Origin of the sequence: Segatella hominis (genome assembly GCF_019249725.2) — a bacterium.
Classification (GTDB): domain Bacteria; phylum Bacteroidota; class Bacteroidia; order Bacteroidales; family Bacteroidaceae; genus Prevotella.
Genome location: NZ_CP137559.1, coordinates 2,067,501 through 2,092,926, shown reverse-complemented (window position 1 = coordinate 2,092,926; position 25,426 = coordinate 2,067,501). Strand labels below are relative to the sequence as shown.

Annotated in this window: 17 protein-coding genes and 2 rRNA genes (1 of these 19 running past the window's edge); 9 read left to right on the top strand and 10 right to left on the bottom strand. The window is 45.9% G+C overall.

What is annotated here, in order from left to right:
* Positions 1-84: 84 nt before the first annotated feature.
* From ettA to KUA50_RS08685, 3 genes are all read right to left on the bottom strand, one after another.
* Positions 85-1,782, bottom strand: coding sequence for an energy-dependent translational throttle protein EttA (gene ettA / locus KUA50_RS08695; protein WP_006847047.1), 1,698 nt, complete (start codon positions 1,780-1,782; stop codon positions 85-87).
* Positions 1,783-1,802: 20 nt separating this feature from the next.
* Positions 1,803-2,642, bottom strand: coding sequence for a S1 RNA-binding domain-containing protein (locus KUA50_RS08690; protein WP_022109750.1), 840 nt, complete (start codon positions 2,640-2,642; stop codon positions 1,803-1,805).
* Between the two features lie 84 nt (positions 2,643-2,726).
* Positions 2,727-3,488: an ABC transporter ATP-binding protein gene (locus KUA50_RS08685; protein ID WP_218457762.1), complete on the bottom strand. Its 762-nt coding sequence runs from the start codon at positions 3,486-3,488 to the stop codon at positions 2,727-2,729.
* A gap of 241 nt (positions 3,489-3,729) precedes the next feature.
* Here KUA50_RS08685 and dnaG point away from each other — a divergent pair, with 241 nt between their 5' ends.
* From dnaG to KUA50_RS08670, 3 genes are all read left to right on the top strand, one after another.
* The gene (dnaG, locus tag KUA50_RS08680; protein WP_218457761.1) at positions 3,730-5,664 is read left to right on the top strand and encodes a DNA primase; all 1,935 of its coding nucleotides are present in this window, start codon (positions 3,730-3,732) and stop codon (positions 5,662-5,664) included.
* Positions 5,665-5,688: 24 nt separating this feature from the next.
* Complete coding sequence (cls, locus tag KUA50_RS08675; RefSeq protein ID WP_218457760.1) at positions 5,689-7,113, top strand: cardiolipin synthase; 1,425 nt, start codon at positions 5,689-5,691, stop codon at positions 7,111-7,113.
* A gap of 89 nt (positions 7,114-7,202) precedes the next feature.
* The gene (locus KUA50_RS08670; RefSeq protein ID WP_022109754.1) at positions 7,203-7,856 is read left to right on the top strand and encodes an MgtC/SapB family protein; all 654 of its coding nucleotides are present in this window, start codon (positions 7,203-7,205) and stop codon (positions 7,854-7,856) included.
* 63 nt (positions 7,857-7,919) lie between these two features.
* Here KUA50_RS08670 and KUA50_RS08665 read toward each other — a convergent pair whose 3' ends face one another.
* The 3 genes from KUA50_RS08665 to KUA50_RS08655 form a co-directional block, all read right to left on the bottom strand.
* Positions 7,920-8,645 (bottom strand): class I SAM-dependent methyltransferase, encoded by a 726-nt coding sequence (locus tag KUA50_RS08665; protein ID WP_218457759.1) that lies wholly within the window; start codon positions 8,643-8,645, stop codon positions 7,920-7,922.
* 64 nt (positions 8,646-8,709) lie between these two features.
* Positions 8,710-9,384, bottom strand: coding sequence for a DUF4476 domain-containing protein (locus KUA50_RS08660; RefSeq protein WP_218457758.1), 675 nt, complete (start codon positions 9,382-9,384; stop codon positions 8,710-8,712).
* 309 nt (positions 9,385-9,693) lie between these two features.
* Positions 9,694-9,891: a hypothetical protein gene (locus KUA50_RS08655; protein ID WP_218457757.1), complete on the bottom strand. Its 198-nt coding sequence runs from the start codon at positions 9,889-9,891 to the stop codon at positions 9,694-9,696.
* Positions 9,892-10,557: 666 nt separating this feature from the next.
* Here KUA50_RS08655 and KUA50_RS08650 point away from each other — a divergent pair.
* Entirely contained in the window at positions 10,558-12,603 is a 2,046-nt protein-coding gene (locus KUA50_RS08650) for an ATP-binding protein (protein ID WP_218457756.1), read from the top strand.
* Positions 12,604-12,662: 59 nt separating this feature from the next.
* Here KUA50_RS08650 and KUA50_RS08645 read toward each other — a convergent pair whose 3' ends face one another.
* Genes KUA50_RS08645 through KUA50_RS08635 form a run of 3 tightly spaced genes read right to left on the bottom strand, consistent with a single transcriptional unit; the run spans position 12,663 to position 16,351 of the window.
* Positions 12,663-14,366, bottom strand: a complete 1,704-nt coding sequence (locus KUA50_RS08645; RefSeq protein WP_218457755.1) for an acyl-CoA dehydrogenase family protein — start codon at positions 14,364-14,366, stop codon at positions 12,663-12,665.
* Positions 14,367-14,401: 35 nt separating this feature from the next.
* Positions 14,402-15,424, bottom strand: coding sequence for an electron transfer flavoprotein subunit alpha/FixB family protein (locus KUA50_RS08640; protein ID WP_006847062.1), 1,023 nt, complete (start codon positions 15,422-15,424; stop codon positions 14,402-14,404).
* 57 nt (positions 15,425-15,481) lie between these two features.
* Entirely contained in the window at positions 15,482-16,351 is an 870-nt protein-coding gene (locus tag KUA50_RS08635) for an electron transfer flavoprotein subunit beta/FixA family protein (RefSeq protein ID WP_218457754.1), read from the bottom strand.
* A gap of 335 nt (positions 16,352-16,686) precedes the next feature.
* Here KUA50_RS08635 and KUA50_RS08630 point away from each other — a divergent pair, with 335 nt between their 5' ends.
* Both KUA50_RS08630 and KUA50_RS08625 read left to right on the top strand, forming a co-directional pair.
* Positions 16,687-17,853 carry an adenylyltransferase/cytidyltransferase family protein gene (locus tag KUA50_RS08630; RefSeq protein ID WP_022110633.1) on the top strand — a complete coding sequence of 389 codons (1,167 nt, stop codon included), beginning with the start codon at positions 16,687-16,689 and terminating at the stop codon, positions 17,851-17,853.
* Between the two features lie 12 nt (positions 17,854-17,865).
* Positions 17,866-19,212: a sugar MFS transporter gene (locus KUA50_RS08625; RefSeq protein WP_218457753.1), complete on the top strand. Its 1,347-nt coding sequence runs from the start codon at positions 17,866-17,868 to the stop codon at positions 19,210-19,212.
* 374 nt (positions 19,213-19,586) lie between these two features.
* On the opposite strand, the gene KUA50_RS08620 is transcribed toward KUA50_RS08625, so the two are convergent.
* Complete coding sequence (locus tag KUA50_RS08620) at positions 19,587-20,189, bottom strand: riboflavin synthase (RefSeq protein WP_218457752.1); 603 nt, start codon at positions 20,187-20,189, stop codon at positions 19,587-19,589.
* A gap of 330 nt (positions 20,190-20,519) precedes the next feature.
* Here KUA50_RS08620 and KUA50_RS08615 point away from each other — a divergent pair, with 330 nt between their 5' ends.
* From KUA50_RS08615 to KUA50_RS08605, 3 genes are all read left to right on the top strand, one after another.
* Entirely contained in the window at positions 20,520-21,581 is a 1,062-nt protein-coding gene (locus KUA50_RS08615) for a glycoside hydrolase family 43 protein (RefSeq protein WP_218457751.1), read from the top strand.
* A gap of 579 nt (positions 21,582-22,160) precedes the next feature.
* Positions 22,161-23,692: ribosomal RNA gene (locus tag KUA50_RS08610) — 16S ribosomal RNA — on the top strand.
* Positions 23,693-24,095: 403 nt separating this feature from the next.
* Positions 24,096-25,426, top strand: a 23S ribosomal RNA gene (locus KUA50_RS08605) (it continues 1,567 nt past the right edge of the window).
* The 16S and 23S rRNA genes sit together here, the layout of an rRNA operon.

Here is a 25,426-nt window from a genome sequence, read left to right as displayed (position 1 = left end):
ATGACACACCCTCTTTTCTATTTTTTTGTTTCCGAAACGATTATTCTTTTCGTTTCCGAGTTCTTCTTTTTCATTTTCGAATCTTTATTCCTCCATCAACTTGCGATAGCGACCCTTCTTGATCTCTGTATCTCCAAGGCGGCGTGCTTTGTTGATTTCATACTCAGAATAGCTGCCCTCGAAGAAGAATACCTCACCATTGCCCTCGAAGGCAAGAATGTGGGTACAGATTCGGTCGAGGAACCAGCGGTCGTGGCTGATAACCACAGCACAACCGGCAAATGCTTCCAAACCTTCCTCCAAGGCACGGAGGGTGTTCACGTCGATATCGTTGGTTGGCTCATCGAGGAGCAATACGTTGCCCTCTTGCTTCAATGCCAATGCCAACTGTAGACGGTTGCGCTCACCACCCGAGAGAACGCTGCAGAGCTTGCTCTGGTCGGTGCCCGAGAAGTTGAAACGGCTGATGTAAGCACGTGCATTCACATCTCTGCCACCCAGACGCAAGGTTTCGTTGCCCTGGGAAATCACCTCGTAAACAGTCTTCTGAGGGTCGATGTCCTTGTGCTGCTGGTCAACATAAGCCAGCTTCACGGTCTCACCCACCTCGAATGTTCCGCCATCTGCCTGATCCAAGCCCATAATGAGGCGGAAGAGGGTAGTCTTGCCGGCTCCGTTAGGACCGATGACGCCTACGATGCCGTTAGGAGGAAGCATGAAGTTGAGGTCGTTGAAGAGAACCTTCTCGCCGAACGCCTTCTTTACATGCTGAGCCTCGATCACCTTGTTACCCAGACGAGGACCGTTAGGGATGAAGATTTCCAGCTTCTCCTCGCGCTCCTTCTGCTCCTGGTTGAGCATCTGCTCGTAAGAGTTCAGACGAGCCTTACCCTTAGCCTGACGGGCCTTAGGCGCCATGCGAACCCATTCCAACTCGCGCTCCAAAGTCTTGCGGCGCTTAGAGGCAGTCTTCTCCTCCTGAATCATTCGCTTGGTCTTCTGGTCGAGCCATGAAGAATAGTTGCCCTTCCATGGAATACCCTCGCCACGGTCCAACTCCAGAATCCACTCGCTCACGTCGTCGAGGAAGTAGCGGTCGTGGGTTACGGCGATTACGGTACCCTCATACTGCTGCAGGTGCTGCTCCAGCCAGTCGATGCTCTCAGCATCCAGGTGGTTGGTAGGCTCATCGAGCAGGAGCACATCCGGCTTCTGCAAGAGCAGGCGGCAGAGAGCCACGCGGCGGCGCTCACCACCCGAGAGATTGGTAACTGGCCAATCACCAGGAGGACAGTGCAGGGCAGCCATCGCACGCTCCAGCTTGGAGTCGATATTCCAGGCATCGGTAGCATCAATGATATCCTGCACCTCAGCCTGACGTTGCATCAGCTTGTCCATCTTATCAGGGTCTCCGTAATATTCTTCGAGACCGAACTTGTTGTTGATGTCCTCGTATTCTGCGAGTGCATCATAGATTTTCTGCACACCCTCCATCACGTTTTCCTTCACGGTCTTGTTCTCGTCGAGCGGAGGATCCTGAGGCAAGTAGCCCACAGAGTAGCCTGGGCTCCAAACCACCTCACCCTGGGTAGGTTGCTCAAGTCCTGCGATGATTTTCATCAACGTAGATTTACCGGCACCGTTCAAACCGATGATACCGATTTTTGCTCCGTAGAAGAACGATAGGTAGATGTTCTTCAGAATCTGTTTCTGGTTTTGTGGGATAATCTTAGATACGCCCACCATTGAGAAGATGATCTTCTTGTCGTCAACTGTTGCCATATAATAATTAAAAAAATGTGTTATGCCAATCGGATGCTCATCGGGCTCACGGTGATGAGTCGCTTCTTGTAGAGATCTCCGATGGCACGCTTAAATACTTTCTTGCTTACGTGGAATCGCTCGTAGATATCGTCTGCCTCGCTCTTGTCGCCCAGATTGCATTCCCCGTCATTGTCGAGCAGGTACTGGTAGAGGGTTTCAGCGAAATCGGCAGTCTGTTCCATGCCTGTCTTCTGCAGGGTGACGTCTATCTTGCCGTCTGGGCGTACTCGTCCGATGTAGCCCTTTAGTTTGTCGCCTGTATGGATATACTGGAATATCTGGCTCTTGTAGAGCAGACCGGAGTACTGGTTATCGATGATGACCTTGAATCCGAGGTCGGTTTTCTGCCAGATGAGCAGATCCACTTCCTCTCCGTGCTTGTAGTGAGGATGGTCTTCCTTCAGGTATCTTTCCACCTTGGCTGAGGCTACGATGCGGTAACTCTCCTCATCGATATGGATATGAACGATGTAGGAATTGCCCAATACCATGCGCTTCTTCTGTTCACGGAATGGACAGAAGATATCCTTCATCAGTCCCCAACCGAGGAAAGCACCATATTCGTTGACCCATTTCACTTCGAGATAGGCGAAGTCGCCCACTTTGGCAAGAGGGGTTTCGGTGGTGGCGATAATACGCTCTTCCTGGTCGAGATAGATGAAAACGTCAATCTCGTCGCCAATGGAAAGTCCCTCCGGTACGTAGCGGGTAGGAAGGAGGATTTCTCCCTCATCGCCTCCGTCGAGGTACATGCCGAAATCTACTTTCTTTACAACTCTGAGGCGGTTGTAATCACCGAGCTTTATCTTGTTTGCCATGTTTTCTTATTTACTCCTTTTCTTGGATTCTTATTCCTTCTTGTAAATTCTGATCTTCTTTCTACGAATGCGAATTCTATGATCTTAGATTACATCCTCCTGTTCACTCTTTTTCTGAACAATATCTTCCTGGACTTTTTCTTCCTGAATGTCCTTTGCAGGAGTCTCGTCTTCAGCAGAATTAGCCTCTACGGTTTTCTCGATCATTCCGTCTTTCAGGTGAATGGTGCGGTCGGTGATGGCAGCAAGCCCCTCATCGTGGGTTACGATAACGAAGGTCTGTCCGAACTTGTCACGCAGATCGAAGAACAGTTGGTGCAGTTCTGCCTTGTTTTTGGTATCGAGGCTTCCTGATGGTTCATCGGCCAGGATGACGGCAGGATTGTTGATCAATGCCCTGGCCACAGCCACACGCTGTTTCTCGCCACCGGAGAGTTCGGCAGGCTTGTGGTTGGCTCTATCGCTCAGACCCATGAACGCCAGCAGTTCCTCAGCGCGTTCCTTCGCCTGTTTGCGACTCTTGCCGGCAATGAAGGCAGGAATCATGATGTTCTCCAGTGCGGTGAACTCAGGCAGAAGCTGGTGAAACTGGAACACGAAGCCCAGATGCTGGTTGCGGAAATCGCTCAGTTTCTTGGTGGAGAGCCTGCTCACATCAATGCCATCGATGATGATATTTCCTGCGTCAGGCTTATCGAGGGTTCCGATGATCTGGAGCAGCGTGGTTTTGCCGGCTCCACTGGGACCGACAATGCTTACCACCTCGCCCTTGTCGATGTGCAGGTCGATGCCCTTAAGTACCTGCAGCGAGCCGAAGCTTTTGGTTATGCCTTTGATATCTATCATTTTTCTTTTCTTTTCGTTTGTATCAGTAGGCAAAGTTAAGCAAAATAATTGGAAATGCCTAATAGTTGAAGACAAAATAACTAAGTTTTTCTTAAAAATGTTTGGAATGTAGGGTTTCGGGAGAAATGTTTACATTATTTAGTGCGGAAAATGTGCTCATTTCGAATAAAAGTAGTAACTTTGCATTTAAATAGTTTCTGATTTTGATATTTTTCAAATATGATTTGATATTTTACCAGATATGATAGATAGACCGACGATAGAAAGAATTATGGATTCCACCAAGATAGAAGAGGTGGTAGGAGAATTCGTGACCCTTAAGAAAAGAGGGGTCAACTACATCGGCTTGTGCCCTTTCCACAACGACTCCCATCCGTCTTTCTCCGTATCACCGACCCGTGGCATCTGTCATTGTTTCACCTGTGGCAAGGGTGGTAATGCCATCAACTTCCTCATGGAACTGGAACAGATGACCTATCCCGATGCCTTGCGCTGGCTTGCCAAGAAATATCATATCGAAATCAAGGAACGCGAACTGACCAACGAGGAAAAGCAGCGGGAGAGCGAAAGGGAATCTATGTTCATCGTCAACGAGTGGGCTGCCAAGTATTTCCAGGATATCCTTCAGAATGATGTGGACGGTCGTGCCATCGGTATGCAGTATTTCAGAAGCCGCGGTTTCAGAGATGACATCATCCGAAAATTCCAGCTCGGCTTTTCGCTCAACAGTCGTACTGCTCTCGGCGAGGCGGCTGTGAAACAGGGTTATAATCCGAAGTATCTGGTCAAGACGGGTGTGCTCATCGCCTCTGATAATGAACCGGGAAAGTATTTCGACCGATTCTCAGGCCGTGCCATCTTCCCATGGTTTAGTGTGAGTGGCAAGGTGGTGGCTTTCGGTGGACGTGTGCTCGATAGCCGTACCAAGGGTGTGAGCCAGAAATATGTCAACTCGCCCGACAGTGAGATTTATCACAAGGAACGTGAACTCTACGGCCTTTTCCAGGCGAAGAAGGCGATTGCCAAGGAAGACTGCGTGTTTATGGTGGAGGGCTATACTGACGTGATTTCCATGCACCAGTGTGGCATTGAAAACGTGGTGGCCAATTCGGGTACGGCACTCAGCATCTATCAGATCCGACTCTTGCACCGCTTTACCAATAATATCGTATTGCTCTATGATGGTGACAAGGCGGGTGTGCATGCTGCCCTGAGAGGAACCGACATGCTGCTGGAGGAGGAGATGAACGTCAAGGTGCTTTTCCTGCCTGACGGTAACGACCCTGACAGTTTTGCACGCAATCATACTGCCGAGCAGTTCAGACAATATATTGCAGACCATCAGACAGACTTTATCCAGTTTAAGACCGACGTGATGCTCAAGGGCGTTACCGATCCTGTGAAGCGAAGTGAGGCCATCAATTCCATCGTGGAGAGCATCTCGAAGATCAAGAATCAGATTACCCGAGCGGCTTATATCACCGACTGTTCTCACCGTCTGGGAGTCAACGAGGCGGTTATCATCAATGCCCTCAATTCCTTTATCCGCAACGGAATGAGCGAGCAGGTGAAGGAGGAACGCCGGGCAGCAGGACTCAGAGATGCCGGCTATCCGGTGAAGCAGCAGGCATTGCGACAGGCGGCTGTCACTCCGCTCGACAAACTGATGGAGGTGGAAGACCTGCTCATCAAACTGGTAATCCATCATGGCGATGAAATCATCAAGGTGCAGGATGCTGACGGCAATGATGTGGAACTGCCAGCCGCCCAGTATATCTATCTGGACATGGAGGGCGATGACTTCAAGTTCCACCATTCCATCTACAATCAGATCATGGCTGAGGCTATGGAGCATATTGAGGAGGAAGGATTCAGATGTGAAACCTATTTCGCTTCTCATCCCAATCCGGAAATCAGTAGGATAGCCGGTATTCCGACGGGTGAACAGGAGATAACGACGGCAAGTCTGCAGATGAAGATGAACGAGGAGAAACTGCGCCAGCAGATATTCAAGGACATGCTTTCCTTCCGTACCCACTATATTGCGCAGCGTATTATCGAGGTGCAGCAGGAGTTCAAGCAGAATCCTGGCAACAGGGAACTTCTGGAGGAATTCGTGAAACTGAAGAAGATGAACATGCTCGTGGCGTCACAGTCGAATAATGTCTTCAACTAAAATATAATATAAGGAGGTAAGAATATGCTGTATATCCATTGGTTTCTGCTGGTAGTATATCTGGCGATAACAATAAGTGGAATCGTGGCTGTTCTCATGGACAACAAGCAACCGGAGAAAGCCATGGCATGGATTCTTGTGCTCTGTTTCATGCCGGTAGTCGGCATCATCTTCTATCTTTTCTTCGGCAAGAATACCCGTAAGGAAAGGGTAATCAGTAAGCGCAGTATGGACTTGCTCACCAAGCGCAGCATGCTCGAATTTGCCGAGCAGGAAGACCTGCATATTCCTCGCCGCAACAGACCGCTGATGAAACTGTTTACCAACCAGAACTGGGCGCTCCCTTTCAAGGATAATGAGGTGGATATTCTCATGGACGGCTATGAGTTTGCATTCTCACTTCTGAATGCCATCGGACAGGCGAAGGACCATATTCATCTGGATACTTATATCATCGAAGACGATGCTTTAGGAAATCTGGTGGCTGATGCGCTGATAGACAAGGTGCGTGAGGGCGTGGAGGTACGACTGATATACGACGATGTGGGGTGCTGGAAGGTGAAAAACCGCTTCTTCGAAAGGATGATTAAGGCAGGAGTGCGTGTCCAGGCTTTCATGCCAGTTAGGTTTCCAGCCTTTACGGGTAAGGTGAACTATCGCAACCATCGCAAACTCTGTGTCATTGATGGAAAGGTAGGATTTATCGGGGGCATGAATATTGCCATGAGATATGTGAAGGGAACGGCCAAGCAGGCTTGGCGAGATACGCATCTCCGTATCCGTGGCGGTGCTGTCTATGCCATCCAGAGAGCATTCCTTGTGGACTGGTATTTCGTGTGCCGGGAACTCATCAACGACCGCCGCTATTATCCGTCTGTAGATAAGAGTATTTCCAATAATTGTCTTACGCAGATCGTGACGAGCAGTCCTATTTCTCCTTGGCCTGATATCATGCAGGGCTATGTACGCATCATCCTGCAGGCCCACAGGTATGTGTATATGGAGAGTCCTTATTTCTTGCCTACTGAACCCGTGCTCTTTGCCATGCGAACTGCGGCTTTGGCGGGAGTAGATGTCAGACTCATGGTGCCTCGCCGGGGCGATGCCAAACTGGTGGAATGGGCTTCGCGTTCTTATCTGATGGAGGTGATAGAGGCTGGTGTAAAAGTCTATCTTTATGAGGATGGATTCAACCATAGCAAACTCCTGGTAAGCGATGATAATCTGAGTTCCTGCGGCAGTACCAATATCGATTTCCGCAGTTTTGAGAATAATTTCGAGGCAAATGCTTTCTTCTTTGGTGAGGGAATGGCTTTGCGTATCAAGCGGATATTCCTGGCAGATCAGGAACGCTCCATGCTGGTAGATGATGTGGCTTATTTCATCAAGCGCCCGTTCTTCCAGCGATTGTTTGAATCGCTTGTGAGATTGCTCTCGCCATTGTTGTAGAGTGATTTCTTGATGATGTGTCGTTGGGTAATTTTTGCTGAAGATGTCGTATAACGATTTTTTGATTTAGAAACTGAAAACTATAGAATATGGATGCAACTTATATGGAATTGACTATTCGTCTTATGCTGGCGCTCTTGTTGGGTGGAGCGATAGGTATCGAACGTGAATATCGTGCCAAGGAAGCTGGTTTCCGTACTCATTTCCTTGTAGCTTTGGGTAGTGCTCTTTTCTGTCTCGTGTCCCAGTTTGGCTTTGGAGTAGATCTAAAGGATTCCTCCCGAGTGGCAGCGCAGGTAGTTTCGGGCATCGGTTTTCTGGGTGCCGGTACGATTATCTTTCAGAAGAATGTGGTGCGCGGCTTGACTACGGCAGCTGGTCTTTGGGTCACGGCAGCTATCGGCTTAGCTTGCGGTACGGGCATGTATTTGGCAGCGGTGCTTACCACGGCTATGGTACTGTTGGGTCTGGAGGTCTTGAACTATTGGATTCCTCAGTTGGGATTATCCACCATTGAGTTGTCCTTTTCAGCTCCATCCCGTGAGAGTGTGAAGGAATTTATCACGCGCATCAAGCAGGACGGGATGGAAGTACATTCTTATGAGTTGAAGGAACGTCGCTTGTCGAAGGAAGAATTTCTGGAAGCAAGCTTAGAAATCAGAGCGAAACGCGACTTTCATACATTGGAGATACTGGATTATATGAATGATTTTTCAGATGTCACGATTTCTACGATTAAGTAGAACATGGTGTGTCAATAAGTCCACTCTGTATGCTCGACTATGTGTTTTAGACGTTCCGTTTTATTAGAAAAATCTTGCCAGATAATCGTAGTGCTCGCCTTCAGCAATCAGTTCACCATGTAATCCACAACTCTCTGCGATAGATTTGAGCAGCGGGAAATCAACATAGAGCCAGTCGAAAGAGTCTCCCTTTACGTCTTTGTAAACCATCTGATAATCCACTTCACCATAGTAGGCTGTATTGAGATTGATGTCGAAACTTCCGTCCTCGTTCTCGTAGATGTATTTGATGTCAGAAGAATCGATAAGAATCTGTCCGCCTTTATTGAGCAAAGCCTTGAGACGGTTGAAGAGGGCAGGGAGGTTTTCTATTTTTCCGGCAATGCCAGTGCCGTTCATCAGGAGAAGAATGGTATCGAACCCAGTTTCCAGATGTTCATCGAAAAGATTGATGCATTCCGCATCCATCACTCCTCTCAGCTCCATCGCTTCGCAGCTCAGAGGAGAAATATCAATGGCTTTTACCTCCAAGCCCTTCTCCTGCAAGGCGAGCGTATGGCAGCCGCAGCCGGCTCCGATATCCAGTACACGCCCTTTTGTGAGTTGCAAGGCCTTCTGCTCCAGCATCGGCATCTCCTCAACTTTTCTGAAGAGATGTTTCACCGGCATTTCGTCCTCTTCGAACATAGAAGAGAGCACACGTAATCTTCCTACTCTTTCCGATTTCTGATAATCAAGGATGGCGGCACCCATCGGGTCTTTGTCTTTTGATAATATCTTTATATTCATATATTTTGCAATTTTTGAGTGCAAAATTAATGCTTTTTCATTGAATATGCAAGTGTTAGGGAGATTATCTGCTGCTTCTTAATATTTCTCCTACCTTTTGCTTTTCGCTTTCAAAATTGAATTGCTGATAGATGATAATGGCATTCTGCAAATCTACTATGCGGGGAGCCATCATGCTGAGGACTTTCATCTTACTGTCGTCAAAAGAGAAAATCTTCATGATGCGAACGACCTGGGCACAGGAATAATAGCATCCGAGACTTGCTACTTCTATCAAGTCGAACTTGTTGTCATCAAAGTTAGTCTTCTTTATCTTGTTGTATAGTTTTGAGAAAGAGGCATCGTCCAGACAATAATCATAGTTCATTCTGCCGTTAGGATAATAACCTCCGTCGTATGGGGGAAGTGATGGCTGCTGAGGCTGCTGGGGTTGCTGACCATTCGGCTGCTGGCTGTTGGATTCTATGATTCTCGTGTTGTATTCTACCACTTTTCCTGATCTGTCGAAGAATACCGTGATGTACTTGGAATCTCCAAACAGATTATTATATTTAGCATATTCCCATTTGTCCCCATACATGTCGAAACTGGTGAGCTTAGGTTCTCCAAGAATGGCTATTACTTCCTGCTTGGTCATTCCCCGCTCCACGTTTCTTTTTCCTTTAGCCGAAGCCGAGAGGCATACGGCAAACATCAATATTGTTGTGGCAATCAGTGCCATCAGTTCATTTCTTTTCATAATCGTTACTGTTTTTGAGGGTTCCTAATCATTTACTGAAACATTCTTGTTGTTTTGTTTCGCTTGCAAAAGTATGCTTTTCTTGTGAGATGGTGTGGAATAAATCCCTAAACTTGAAAGGAAAATCCCTATCGTGTGGGATTCATACACTTGGGAGTTGCTAAATCCTTCGGGGGATGCCATGTTCCTTCAGAATTTGCGGGTTTCAACAAAAATAATAAATCAGAAAAGTCCGTGGAAATTTGTTTCCCCACGGACTTTCTTATTATATTGTTATTGAAGCTTATGCCTTGAAGCTCTGGATAATAGCTATAAATCAAGTAACCATTTCCATACAGGTATCACTTCTATTTTCTTGTCTTTTACAACAATTTCTTCTTCCACCTCGTAAGTTAGGATTATGAGACGCTTGCAATCCAATACCTTGGAAAGTTTGATAAGAGCTGTAGATTCTCTTTCCCAAGTTTCTGTAGATTTTTTGGGATTGTAGCTTACTTGTATAGCCATTGCTGCATCAGGTATATAAAAATCTACTTCTATATTAGTATTTCTCTGATAACTTCTTTTTGTATCATAATCTCTTATTGTTTAATTGATTTTGCTAAAATACGACTATTTTGTTAAATCGACTAAACAATATGCATAATTTAACATAAAAAGTATCTATATATCCTAGTTGATGTCGTTTTAAGATATCGGATAGCTTATGTTCATTTCGATGCATGGATGATTGGCTCTGTCTTTTTCCCTTTAGTCGAAGCAGAGAGATATACGGCAAACATCAATATGGTTGTGGCGATAAGTGCCATTACCTCATTTCTTTTCATAATCGATACTGTTTTTGAAAATTATAATCTTGTTTACGCCTGCAAAAGTACTACTTTCTTCCGAAAAGGAACGAGAAGGATTCCCTAATTTAGTTCTTTTTAGCGCAATATACTTAATCAGTTGAAAATGAGAGAGATAAATGAAGAATATCCGATTCCCCCGAAATTTTTTATGGCGAAATATCCGATTCCCCCGAAATTTGGTGATTGATAAAAAGCACTAATTCGAAAATATTTTCTTTTTTATTTGTAGATTTGTTTTTTTTTGTTTATCTTTACCACCGAATAGCTAAATGGATTAGAAGATGGTGTTTTCCTTTACCTATTTATATAATAAGAAAAAGAAATGAAGACTGCAAAGGAATTATTTGACGAACTGAATAGCTGGGATGAGAACAGGCGGATAGAAGCCAAATCTGCATCGGCTGTTGGTAAGAGTATGATGGAGACAGTTTGTGCTTTTGCCAATGAGCCTGGACTGCGTGGTGGCTATCTTCTCCTTGGCGCCAAGCGTATAGGGATGACAGAAGACGGCAAATCAGTCTATGAGCCTGAGAATATAGAGAAAACAGACAAGATTCAATCGGATTTTGTCGCTATGTGCAATTCTATGTTCAATGTCCGTATTCGCCCGATTATTAATGTGGAAGAATATTTGGGTAAGACTGTTATTGTTGTCAAAATCGAAGAGTTACCTGAGAGTCAGAAGCCTGCGTATTTTGCCAAGCGTGGCTTGCCTGAGGGGGCGTTTCGTCGTATAGGTCCTTCTGATGAAAAATGCTCAGAAGAGGATATGTATCTTTTCTATCAATCTGCTGATACCTATGATAGTTGTATTGTAGATGATGCAGACCTTGATGATATAGATGAGAATGCACTCAATTTCTATCGTAAACTTCGCAAGGAAGTGAATCCTGATGCGGAAGAACTGACGCTGAATGATGTAGATTTGTTGAGGGCATTAGGAGCTATTAAGAAGAATAAGCAAGGTGGATATGATTTGACTTATACGGGGCTCTTGGTTTTTGGAAAACAAATGTCGCTTCGTCGTTTGGTTCCTTCTTTCAGAGTTGATTACATTAGAATTTCTGGCAATCAATGGTTAGCTGATGGTGATAATCGTTTTGAGCAAACCATCGATATGCGCGGACCATTAATCCTCATGGTGAACAAGGCGTGTAGTGCAGTGATGGATGACCTGCCAAAGGGCTTTGAACTGAAGAAAGATTCAATGCAGGCATCTACACCAGCGATTCTTCCAAACAAGGTATTACGTGAGGCGATAGTCAATTCGTATATTCATCGTTCTAATCGAGTAAATCAACCGATTCAGATTATCCGCTATTCCAATCGTATTGAGATTCACAATCCAGGCTATTCTCTGAAACCTCAGGATGATTGGGGAGAGCCAGGCTCTATGCTTCGCAATCCAAGAATCAGTGAGATTTTCCATGATACGAATCTTGCTGAGACTAAGGGGACTGGTATTGGTGCGATGCGCAGATTGATGAAGGAGGCAGGCTTGATGCCGCCGACTTTTGAGTCGAACCATGAAGCGAATAAGTTTACGGCAAGACTTCTGCTCCATCATTTCCTCAGCAAGGAGAATGTGGAGTGGTTAGCGCAATATGCCGAGTTTGGTTTGTTGAATGAGCAGAAATTGGCTCTTGTCTTTGTTAGAGAGGTAGGGGCGATTGATAATGCTACGTATCGCCAGCTGGATTCTTCGATTACTCATGCCCGTGCACGTCTGGAGATTCATAAGCTCTGCGATCTTGGATTCCTAGAGAAGAAAGGGCAGGGTCGTAACACTTACTATATAAGAACCTCCAAGGTGGTATCCTTAGAAGAAAGGTTACGACCTCAAGGCGAAAGGTTACTACCTCAAGATGAAAAGATACCACCTCAGCATGGTACATTGGGAGAAAAGATACCACCTCAAGGCGAAATGTACCATGGTAAGCATGGTACATTTGATGAAATGTACCATGGTAAGCATGGTACATTTGGGGAAAGGTACCAAGGTGAGAACGAAAGGTACCAAGGTAAGCTTGGTACCTTTGAAGAACCAACTCCAGCTCTTAATCGAGATACGTTGTTAGAGGAGTTGCCTGATGAATTAAAGATAAAGATAGAAAAAGTAGGTAAGAGGATCTTAAAAGAGGATTTGAACCAAATCATAATTGCTCTTTGCTCTATGCGTCCTTATAATATTGAGGAGTTAACTTTATTGTTAGGAAGAAATCCGAAGTCTTTCAAGAACTTCAATATAAAAAATCTTCTTGAGACAAAACGTCTGTTCTATTGGATTCCTGAGATGATTAGGCATCCGCAGCAAAAATATGTGGCAGACCCAACAATGACTCGAAGTAATACAAAGAAGAAAAAATAAAGAAAAGTCCGTAGGAATTTGTTTCCCCACGGACTTTCTTATTATATTGTTATTGAAGCTTATGCCTTGAAACTCTCCAAGTCTTCTGCCTTGAAGTTCTGGATGTATGCTGAATGGCCGAGAACTTCCTCCTCTGCCATGCGAACATATACATTTGCACTCTTGGCAAACAGCTCTGGTGCCTTGGTAGCATCATCGAGGATGAGGAGAGACATTACGATGTCGCCAGTCATATTGTAGAGACGGCGAGCAAGGAAGTCGTGAACTGCCTGATCATTAGCCTCCTTCACCTTGTTGATGGCTGCCTCGTAAAGTTCTACGAGCTTGGCTACACGCTCCTTCAATGCCTTCAAATCATCAGAAACCTCGCTCTCCAACATCTCCTTGATGATGCTGAGATAAGTGCCGTTGGTGATGTAGCGGATAGCTGCAACTACCTGCAACTGGGTTGTTCCCTCATAGATAGAGAAGATGCGGGCATCACGGAACAGGCGCTGGCACTTGTACTCCATGATGAAACCAGAACCGCCATGAATGCTGATGGCATCGTATGCATTCTGGTTGGCATACTCTGAGTTCATACCCTTAGCCAATGGAGTGAACGCATCAGCCAAGCGGGTGTATTTCTTCATCTCCTGACGCTCCTCTGGAGTGAGCTTGGTGTCGCGGGCGATGTCTTCCAAAGCCTTGTAGATATCTACGTAGCGAGCGCAGCAGTAGAGGAGTGAACGACCTGCATCCAACTTAGCCTTCATTCTTGAAAGCATGTCATAAACGGCTGGGAAATTGATGATCTTCTCACCAAACTGAGCACGCTCCTTGGCATAAGCCAGGCCCTCGTTGTAAGCCTCCTGCTCAACACCTACACTCTGAGCTGCAATACCCAGACGGGCACCGTTCATCAAAGCCATCACGTACTTAATCAATCCGAGACGGGTGTTACCGCAAAGTTCTGCCTTGGCATTCTTGTAAACCAACTCGCAGGTTGGAGAACCATGAATACCCAACTTGTGCTCGATGTGACGAACAGTTACGCCACCATCACGCTTGTCGTAGATGAACATAGAAAGGCCACGACCATCCTTGGTTCCTTCTTCAGAACGAGCCAGAACCAAGTGGATGTCTGAGTCACCATTGGTGATGAAACGCTTCACACCATTCAGACGCCATGTGCCGTCCTCATCCTGTGTAGCCTTCAACATCACGCGCTGCAAGTCAGAACCTGCATCAGGCTCTGTCAAGTCCATACTCATGGTCTCGCCAGCGCAGATGCGAGGAATGTACTTTTGGCGTTGCTCTTCAGAACCGAACTCATAGAGTGTATCGATACAGCTCTGGAGAGACCAGATGTTCTGGAAACCGGCATCAGCAGCTGCGATAATCTCAGAAGCCATAGAGAAGATGGCGTTAGGCAAGTTCAAGCCGCCATAACGACGAGGCATTGACAAGCCCCAGAGGCCAGCCTTGCGGGTAGCATCGAGGTTCTCGAATGTCTTGCTGGCATAAATCATGCGACCGTTTTCCAAGTGTGGACCTTCGAGGTCAACATCCTCAGAGTTTGGTTCGATGATGTTAGCAGCTACATCGCCAGTAATATCCAGCAATCGCTTGTAGTTCTCGATGGCATCCTCGTAGTTGACAGGAGCATCTTCGAACTGGTCTTTCTCAGCGTAGTTGCGCTCCTTCAAGTCAACAACACGCTTCATCAATGGGTGATTGAGATGAAATTCAATCTCAGGGTGATCACTATAGTAATTAGCCATTTTACTTTTCTTATTTAAATAATGTGTAATGCAGATTACTTAGAATTCTGCTTGTAGTACTTGATGAGCTTAGGAACTACATCCTCAACATTGCCGTTGATAACGTAGTCGGCAATCTTGTTGATTGGAGCATCTGGGTCGTTGTTCACAGAGATGATGATGCCTGAATCCTGCATACCGGCGATGTGCTGGATCTGACCAGAGATTCCGCAAGCAATATAAACCTTTGGATGAACAGTAACACCTGTCTGACCAATCTGACGGTCGTGATCTACCCAACCTGCATCTACGGCAGCACGGGAAGCACCAACCTCACCATGCAAGAGATGAGCCAACTCGAAGAGCTGGTCGAAACCTTCCTTGCTTCCTACGCCATAACCACCAGCTACAACGATGGCAGAACCTTTCAGGTTGTGCTTGGCAGCCTCTACGTGGTGGTCGAGTACCTTCACTACGAAGTCCTCAGCAGGAACATACTTGCTTACCTCTGGGTAAACCACTTCCTTCTTGCACTCACCCTCGTAGATGCTCTTCTGCATCACGCCAGAACGGACTGTAGCCATCTGTGGACGATGATCAGGATTGACGATAGTAGCCACGATGTTTCCACCGAAAGCAGGACGGATCTGATAGAGCAGACCCTCATAGTGCTTGCCGCTCTTCTTGTCGTCGTAATCACCAATCTCAAGTTCTGTACAGTCGGCAGTCAGACCACTGGTGAGGGAAGAAGAAACACGAGGACCGAGGTCGCGACCGATAACGGTAGCACCCATCAGTGCAATCTGAGGTTTCTCCTCCTTGAAGAGGTTGACGAGAATGTCTGTATGAGGAGCTGAAGTGTATGGGAATAAACCCTCAGCATCGAAAACAAATAATTTATCTACACCATAAGGGAGAATCTGATCCTCTACCTGACCCTTGATGCCAGTACCAGCCACGATGGCATGGAGCTCCACACCCTGTTGGTTAGCGAGCTTACGACCCTTGGTGAGCAATTCCTGAGATACTTCGGCAACGGTTGTGCCTTCTACCTCGCAATATACAAATACGTTGTTCATTGTCTTTTTTAATAAAGCATTTTAAAATGAATCGGTTTGCTGAATCATCAGTGATGATTATCCGATAATACTTTCGTTCAACAATTCCTTCATCAAGCTGTCGATGTCCTCATCGCTGCTGGTCAAGGTCTTGCTTTCCTTAGCCTGGAACACGATGTTCTTTACAGCCTTCACCTTGGTAGGTGAACCGCTCAAACCGCACTGTGCAGGGTCGCCGTCAACATCGGCCACGCTCCACTGGTTCAGAGTCAGGTAAGGGCGCTCCTCATAGAGATTAGCCCAAGGCTCATCACCCTTGCGCTCCATAGGGCAAGTAGCGTATTTATATTTCATTACGAGCTTCACATTGCATGGGCGACATGGAGCTGCACTACCATTCACGGTAATAACCAATGGCAATGGAGCTTCTACTGTCTCTACACCACCATCAATGAGGCGGCGGATAGTAGCCTTGCCATCTTCTACCTTCAGAATCTCCTCTGCATAGGTAACCTGGTTCAATCCCAACTTCTGAGCCACCTGTGGACCTACCTGAGCTGTATCACCATCGATAGCCTGACGACCACCAATCACGATGTCAACGTCACCAATCTTCTGGATACCAGTAGCAAGGGCATAGGATGTAGCCAATGTATCAGCACCGGCAAAGAGACGATCGGTAAGCAACCAACCCGTATCTGCACCACGATAAAGACCCTGACGGATGATTTCGCTAGCACGTGGAGGACCCATTGTCAAAATACCAACTGTAGAACCAGGATTCTGCTCCTTCAAACGAAGAGCCTGCTCCAATGCGTTCAAATCCTCAGGATTGAAGATTGCAGGAAGGGCTGCACGATTTACGGTGCCTTCGGCAGTCATCGCGTCCTTACCCACATTTCTTGTGTCAGGTACTTGCTTGGCAAGTACTACGATTTTTAAACTCATATTAATAAATGGTTATTGTTATAATATTCTAAGTTTGTTAGTGTTCGGTACTCAAGTTGTCCGTTTTCGAGTTCGCTTTTCGGACTGTCCAATGTCAATTTGGGACAAAACACAGCCGCAAAAGTACCATTTTTTTGTCTTTTACCAAAATATTTCGTTATAAAAATGAACAATTTTGCTTTCTTTGTGCGCAAAATAGAATATTTGTGCATGTTTTTCTTGGAGTTATGGAAGAAATGTTGTAGTTTTGTAGGCGAATGAGAAGGGGTGTTTTTCCTCTTATACGTCTCATATATAAGAAACTACAGCAAAACAATAAAAGGAATCAACAATATATGAAAAAGGTTTTTGTAAGTGGTTGTTATGATCTGTTGCACAGTGGTCATGTTGAGTTCTTCCGCCAGGCTTCACAGTTTGGTGAACTCTATGTGGGTATTGGGTCTGATCAGACAATCCTCGGTTATAAGCACCATAAGACGTTCTATCCGGAACAGGAACGCCTTTTTATGGTGAAGTCTATCCGATATGTAAAGGATGCTTTCATCAATCAGGGTGACGGCATCATGGACTTTATTCCTACGGTAGATATGGTGAAGCCGGACGTCTTTGTTGTCAATGCGGATGGTGGAAGTGAAACCAAGCGTAAGTTCTGCGAGGAGCGTGGTATTGAGTATGTAGAACTGCAGCGTACGCCTGCTGAGGGATTGACAGCCCGTTCCAGTACTGATATCAAGGATTCTACCTGTCAGCTTCCTACTCGTCTCGACCTGGCGGGCACCTGGATTGATCAGCCTTACGTAAGCTGCTATGCACCAGGATGGGCTATCACCATGTCGCTGGTGCCAACTTTCGAAGTGCGTGAGCGTTGTGGACTCTCTACTTCTACCCGCAATATGATCAAGAAAATCTGGCCGATGAAGTTGCCAGACATGAATCCTGAGATTCTTGCCAAACTCGTTTTCTGTTTTGAAAATGATCCTGAGCGTAGTGATGGCATCATCAGCGGTGCGCAGGATTCTATCGGTATTTGTATGCCGGGACTGGTCAGACATTATTACAATAACCGTTTCTGGCCGGAGAAATTTGAAACTTGCAGCGATGAGGCGGTGCTGACTTGGTTGGAGAGTCATATCTGTATGATTCCGATGGATCCGCGCCGCCCAGGTTGTTCTGTGGTGGAAGGTAAGGATATTACAGAGGTGAAGGTGAAGGCTCTTGCCAAAGCAGCCGATGACTGTTGGAATGCTATCCTTTCCAGAGATTTTCCTGCGTTTGCAGCAGCATTCAAGGCTTCTTTCGATGCACAGGTAGCCATGTTCCCTGCCATGATTCAAGGTTGTGTGCAGGGCTTTATCGACCAGTATTCTGTTTTGCCGGAAGTGCATGCTTGGAAGATGCCTGGCGCGGGTGGCGGAGGCTATCTCGTGCTCGTGGTCGATGATGTGAAGGAGTTTGCAGGAAAGCATCCTGAGGCTATTGCATTAACAATTAGAAGAAAATAGGAAATTGGTACGATGAGTAAATTGGTAGATAAGAAATATCTTTTTCCATTTGCCCTTGTGGCATCCTTGTTCTTCTTTTGGGGATTTGCCCATAGCATCCTTGATATTCTCAACAAGCATTTTCAGGATGCGCTTGTTATCTCTAAGTGGCGCTCGGCTTTGGTGCAGGCGATGGTGTATGGCGGCTATTTCATCATGGCGCTTCCTGCCGGTTGTATTATCCGTAAATGGGGCTATAAGGTAGGAGTCATCACGGGTCTGATACTCTATGGTATAGGTGCTTTGCTCTTTATACCGGGTGAACGTCTGATGTCTTTTGAGTTTTTCCTGATGTGTCTTTTTATCATCGGTTGTGGACTTACTTGTCTGGAAACGGCTGCGAATCCCTATGTCACTGTGTTGGGTGATGCAAAATCGGCTCCTTCTCGCCTCAATCTTGCCCAATCGCTCAATGGATTTGGATGGATTGTCGGTCCATTGGTAGGAGGATTGGTCGTGTTCAGCGGTGAGGATGGCAATAGTGGTTCTGTAGCTTTGCCGTATGCGGTGATAGGTGTGATCGTCCTGATTGTGGCATTTGTCTTCAGTCGAATCCAACTGCCTGAAATTGTTGACGCTCAGGTGGAATCTGGGGATGATAAAAAGGCTTCGGCGTGTTGCAAGGAGGCTTCAGAGGAAAATATGGAGGCTTCAGAGGAAAATATGGAGATTTCAGAGAGAAATTCAGAGTTTTCTGAGAGTCCTATATATAATAAGGTGGAAAATGGTCTGATGGGGGAGAATAAGAGGGATTGTCATTGCGAAGTTTCGCTTTGGCAGTCTTCCGTCTTCGTATTCGGCCTGATAGCTTTGTTCTTTTATGTAGCCTGTCAGACGGGCATCAACAGTTTCTTTATCAATTATGTGACGGAGAAGGTTCCTACGATTTCTTCTCGTGTGGCAGCATTGATTTTGTCTTTTGGAGGCATGGGCTTGTTCTTCGTGGGAAGATTGGCGGGTAGCTGGTTGATGAATCGTATGGCTGCGGCAAAGGTGCTGCTGTATTGTGCTATTGGCGGTATTGTCTGTATGATATTTGTGATAGTCGGTTCGGGTGTTCCTGCTTTGGTGGCATTGATTCTCACCTATCTCTGCGAGGCTACGATGTTTCCTACTATTTTTGCCTTGTCCCTCAAAGGTCTCAGTGTCAGCAACACCAAACGTGGTTCGTCTTATCTCATTATGAGTATTGTAGGCGGTGCGATTGCTCCGTTGTTGATGGGCATGATAGGAGAAAATAATATGGCGATAGGCTTCTTTGTACCGCTTGTCTGCTTTATCGTAGTGTCTGCTTTTGCGGTAAAAGTTATCCGAAAATAGTGGGTCTTTTGCAAGAAAAAGATAGCTTTTCAAATCAGAGAGGACTCTGTAAATTGATAAAAGGACTAAAGACGGTCAAGATAAAAATCGGTCAAGATAAAAGAAAAGACAGGAAAGTTTAACCGGAACGGATAGACTTTCCTGTCTTTTTCTTTGTTTATTTTCACCCATCCACAAGTTCCTGCTATGCTCTTTAAGCGGTCCCTCGGGGATCACGTGATGGGGAACCGATGAACATGAGACGAGCAACTGTTGCTCACGAGGTGGGCAATGAGTGCCCAAACTAAGGGTCGCAATTTGGGCAACGCAAAATTGACTTTTCCTGATTACTCTGACTTTTTATTCTTCTTGTTCGTGTAGTACAAAAATCAGTTTTATTCAAAGCTCTTGAGGCGGGCGATGTATTTGCCTAAGATGTCGAACTCGATATTTACGACAGTTCCCACTTCGATATTGCAGAAGTTGGTGTTTTCACGAGTGTAAGGGATGATGGCTACAGTGAAGGTGTTGTCTGTAGGTTCGCAAACGGTGAGCGATACGCCATTGACCGTTACGCTGCCTTTGTCAACAGTGAAATATCCCTTGCGTGCCATTTCCTTATTGAGTTCATATTCGAAGGTGAAATAGGTGGAACCATCTGCATCTTTTGTGGCGATACATTTAGCGGTTTCGTCCACGTGTCCCTGTACAATATGTCCATCCAGTCGCCCGTTCATAATCATCGAACGCTCCACGTTCACCTTGTCTCCCACTTTGAGGATTCCTAAGTTGCTGCGGTCGAGCGTTTCCTTCATAGCCGTAACCATATAAGTTCCGTCTTTGATTTCTACTACGGTAAGACAAACTCCATTGTGAGCCACGCTCTGGTCGATGCTGAGTTCATCCACAAAAGAACAAGATAAAGTAAAGTCTATATTCTCCTGATCATGCTTGATAGCCACAACGGTGGCCATTTCTTCTACGATTCCACTAAACATATTTTTCTATTGTTATTATATGATGATTAATATTTTGCTGAGATGCAGCTTATCTTTTGCAAAGATAATGCAAATGAGCGCAATGAAAATTTGTTTTCAAATTGCCGAGTGCAGCTTATCTTCTGCAAAGATACGACAAAAAGTCGAGAATCTGTAAAAAATGAAGTAAAATCATTCCGTCATAGTTTAAAAACTTATTAAAATAATTGTGAGTTTCCTTTGTTCTTTCAATGAAAAGCCGTATCTTTGCAACCAAAGTGTAAAGATACACTTAAAAGATTCAACTGAGACTTAAACATTTACAATCAATCATATAAAACTAACAATAAAATGAAGAAAAAGTTATCAACAATCATGATGCTATTGGCCTCTTTATTGCCGATGAATGCACAAAATCTACAAAAGGGTGATTATGGTTATCTCTATTGTCACATGAGTGATAAGGGGGAATATACTGCTTTTGCCGTTTCTCGTGATGGATACAACTATCAGGATATCAATGAAGGAAAAGCTATTTTCAATTCTAAAGAACATGCTCGTATTGAGGGTGGTACACGTGATGCTTACATAACTCGTACACATGATGGTAAGGGCTATCTGATGGTTACTACCGACATGTGTGTGGCTAAGAGTCATAAATGGGATAATTATGGTATTGATTTGCTCAAAAGTGATGACCTGATTCATTGGACAAGTGTTACTTTCGATTATCGTAAGGGTATGCAGAATTTCTGTGATGCGGCAACTGCTCAGTCTCCTTATAAGGATTGGAGTACTATCAACCGTGTCTGGGCTCCTCAGATATTCTGGGATCCAAATTATGTTTGGGAAAATGGTGAGCGAGGTGGTTACATGATTTATTATTCAATGTTGAATCGCCCGGAGGAAAAGTATGATCGTATGTATTACAGCTATGCTGATAAGAGTTTCACGAAATTGACTACTCCGAGAATTCTCTTTGATTGGGGGTATGCAACTATTGATGCTGATATTAATTTCCTCAAGAGCGATGGACTTTATCACATGCTTATCAAGAAAGAGGGTGGACATCGTGGCATCTTTACCGCTACAAGTAAGTATCTTACTCATAGTTGGGGCGCACCAGTAGAGGATGATTTCGTTAGCTTCGAGGGAAACAAAATGTGTGAAGGCAGCAGTGCATTCCAGTTGATTGGCGATGATACATGGCGCGTGGCTTATATTCAGTATAGCGACCGTCCTAAGCATTATCGTATTTGCAAGGCCGATAAATATCTTCGTAATTTCTCTGATCCTGTGGATATTAAGGGTGTAACTGCTCCTCAGCATGGTAGTTTTATGAGGTTGACCAAGAAAGAATACAAGCGACTCTTGGCATGGGATAAAAAACTGAGAGGAGAAAATAGTAAGTAATCTGAAATGTTAGCCTAACTGGCTTTCTATAATTTACCCACATAGTGTAATGTATATCATTCATATTGATAAAATGATATGCGGACCTATGTGGGTAATATATTTATGAATATCTTTAATCTGTATATGTGTGCCTGTATATGTGCACATCTATGTGTATGTATGCCCGCACGCTCGTGTGTGAGTGCGCATGTATATTATAATGAGTTTCCTTTCAGTTTTAATGTCAAATTGTAATTAAATGTTAAAATCATACTATTTTTGAAACTTTTTTCTCAAAATATTTGGTGGAATGGAAAATAGTTAGTACTTTTGCACTCGCTTTTGAGAAATCAAGCATTCCTCTTAGCAACAAAAGAAAGAGTTCTTTGAAAGATTTTACATAAACAGACAAGTAGTACAAGAAGCGGTTAACTTCTTAGAAATAAGAAAGTTGACTGGGTAAAAGAAACGAACCGTCAAGAAATTGACAAGTCAGGTTTACTAAGCTTCAATAAACGAAAAAGGATATTCGTCCTAAGTACAGACAACAAACACCGATTGCTTCAGCAATGAGGCAAGAAGTAAAAATGATATTTTACAATGGAGAGTTTGATCCTGGCTCAGGATGAACGCTAGCTACAGGCTTAACACATGCAAGTCGAGGGGAAACGACATCGAAAGCTTGCTTTTGATGGGCGTCGACCGGCGCACGGGTGAGTAACGCGTATCCAACCTGCCCATCACTTGGGGATAACCTTGCGAAAGTAAGACTAATACCCAATGATATCCCACGAAGGCATCCGAATGGGATTAAAGATTTATCGGTGATGGATGGGGATGCGTCTGATTAGCTTGTTGGCGGGGTAACGGCCCACCAAGGCGACGATCAGTAGGGGTTCTGAGAGGAAGGTCCCCCACATTGGAACTGAGACACGGTCCAAACTCCTACGGGAGGCAGCAGTGAGGAATATTGGTCAATGGGCGAGAGCCTGAACCAGCCAAGTAGCGTGCAGGACGACGGCCCTATGGGTTGTAAACTGCTTTTATAAGGGAATAAAGTGAGTCTCGTGAGACTTTTTGCATGTACCTTATGAATAAGGACCGGCTAATTCCGTGCCAGCAGCCGCGGTAATACGGAAGGTCCGGGCGTTATCCGGATTTATTGGGTTTAAAGGGAGCGTAGGCCGGAGATTAAGCGTGTTGTGAAATGTAGAGGCTCAACCTCTGCACTGCAGCGCGAACTGGTCTTCTTGAGTACGCACAACGTGGGCGGAATTCGTGGTGTAGCGGTGAAATGCTTAGATATCACGAAGAACTCCGATTGCGAAGGCAGCTCACGGGAGCGCAACTGACGCTGAAGCTCGAAAGTGCGGGTATCGAACAGGATTAGATACCCTGGTAGTCCGCACGGTAAACGATGGATGCCCGCTGTTGGCCTGAATAGGTCAGCGGCCAAGCGAAAGCATTAAGCATCCCACCTGGGGAGTACGCCGGCAACGGTGAAACTCAAAGGAATTGACGGGGGCCCGCACAAGCGGAGGAACATGTGGTTTAATTCGATGATACGCGAGGAACCTTACCCGGGCTTGAATTGCAGAGGAAGGATTTGGAGACAATGACGCCCTTCGGGGTCTCTGTGAAGGTGCTGCATGGTTGTCGTCAGCTCGTGCCGTGAGGTGTCGGCTTAAGTGCCATAACGAGCGCAACCCCTCTCCTTAGTTGCCATCAGTTTAAGCTGGGCACTCTGGGGACACTGCCACCGTAAGGTGTGAGGAAGGTGGGGATGACGTCAAATCAGCACGGCCCTTACGTCCGGGGCTACACACGTGTTACAATGGCAGGTACAGAGAGAGGGTTGTACGTAAGTGCGATCAAATCCTTAAAGCCTGTCTCAGTTCGGACTGGGGTCTGCAACCCGACCCCACGAAGCTGGATTCGCTAGTAATCGCGCATCAGCCATGGCGCGGTGAATACGTTCCCGGGCCTTGTACACACCGCCCGTCAAGCCATGAAAGCCGGGGGCGCCTGAAGTCCGTGACCGTAAGGAGCGGCCTAGGGCGAAACTGGTAATTGGGGCTAAGTCGTAACAAGGTAGCCGTACCGGAAGGTGCGGCTGGAACACCTCCTTTCTGGAGAGACGAATTTCCTATGAAGATATAGGAATCTGATAAAAGTTCGCTTCTCTTCTTGTACGCACCATCTGTTTAATTAAATACAGGAGACAGGGACTCCGAAAAATATATGGTTTACACCTTATATAATATATAGGACGGCCCGCAGGAATGGTTCAACTCCACAATCTCCACTCCAAAGGAAAAGGCCGGTATGAAGTATTTTACTTTTTTACCTTTTTACCCTTTTACCTTTAAAAGATCTTTGACATATTGACACAAGCAAAACTGTAAGTAATGAACTTTAGTTCAGACTAAAGTAAATCAAATCGCAAGATGAGATTTCACTTTGTTAGAATACAGCTGAAAGTATGAGCTACTTATTCGTTATTCGGAAACGAGTAACAAGAATACAGTCGTAAAGAAAGTAAGAAAGGGCGTATGGCGGATGCCTAGGCTCACGGAGGCGATGAAGGACGTGATAAGCTGCGATAAGCTTCGGGTAGGTGCAAATAACCCTTGATCCGAGGATTTCCGAATGGGACAACCTAGCCGTCTGAAGGACGGTTACTAGCACCTAAGTGTTAGAGCTAACGCAGGGAACTGAAACATCTTAGTACCTGCAGGAAGAGAAAATAAATGAATGATTCCCCCAGTAGTGGCGAGCGAACGGGGAACAGCCCAAACCGTTGACGTCGCAAGGCGTCATCGGGGTTGTAGGACCGCGACATTGTATTGAAATGGTGAGTGGAAGTATCTGGAAAGTTACATCACAGAAGGTGATAGTCCTGTACACGAAGCCAAATCAAGCATAGCGGTATCCTGAGTAACGCGGGACACGAGGAATCCTGCGCGAATCTGCCGGGACCATCCGGTAAGGCTAAATACTCCCGTGAGACCGATAGCGAACGAGTACTGTGAAGGAAAGGTGAAAAGAACCCCGAGCAGGGGAGTGAAATAGTTCCTGAAACCATACGCCTACAAGCGGTCGGAGCATCTTACGATGTGACGGCGTGCCTTTTGCATAATGATCCTACGAGTTACCGTCACTGGCGAGGTTGAGTGTCATGAGACACGTAGCCGCAGTGAAAGCGAGCCTGAATAGGGCGCAGAGTCAGTGGGGGTAGACGCGAAACCAAGTGATCTACACTTGGCCAGGATGAAGTCCCGGTAACACGGGATGGAGGTCCGCACCAATAAGCGTTGAAAAGCTTCTGGATGAGCCGAGTGTAGGAGTGAAAGGCCAATCAAACTTGGAGATAGCTCGTACTCCCCGAAAGGCATTTAGGTGCCGCGTCGGATGGTCACCGTGAGAGGTAGAGCGACCGATAGGACGAGAGGGCTTCACCGCCTATCGAGTCCTGACGAACTCCGAATGCTCACGGTCTGTAGTCCGGCAGTAAGGGGGCGGGTGCTAAGGTCCGTCCCCGAGAGGAGAAGAATCCAGACCGCCGTCTAAGGTCCCGGAGTTCTGCCTGAGTTAGTCTAACGAAGTCTGGTCCCTATGACAGCTAGGATGTTGGCTTGGAAGCAGCCATTCATTCAAAGAGTGCGTAACAGCTCACTAGTCGAGGGTCCGGGCATGGATAATAATCGGGTATAAGGCAGACACCGAAGGCGCGGGATAGCATTTAAGAAAGTATCGGTAGGGGAGCATACTCACAGCGTGGAATGGTGTACGTAAGTTATCCTGGAGCGGTGAGTAAAGCAAATGTAGGAATAAGTAACGATAAGGAGGGTAAGATTCCCTCC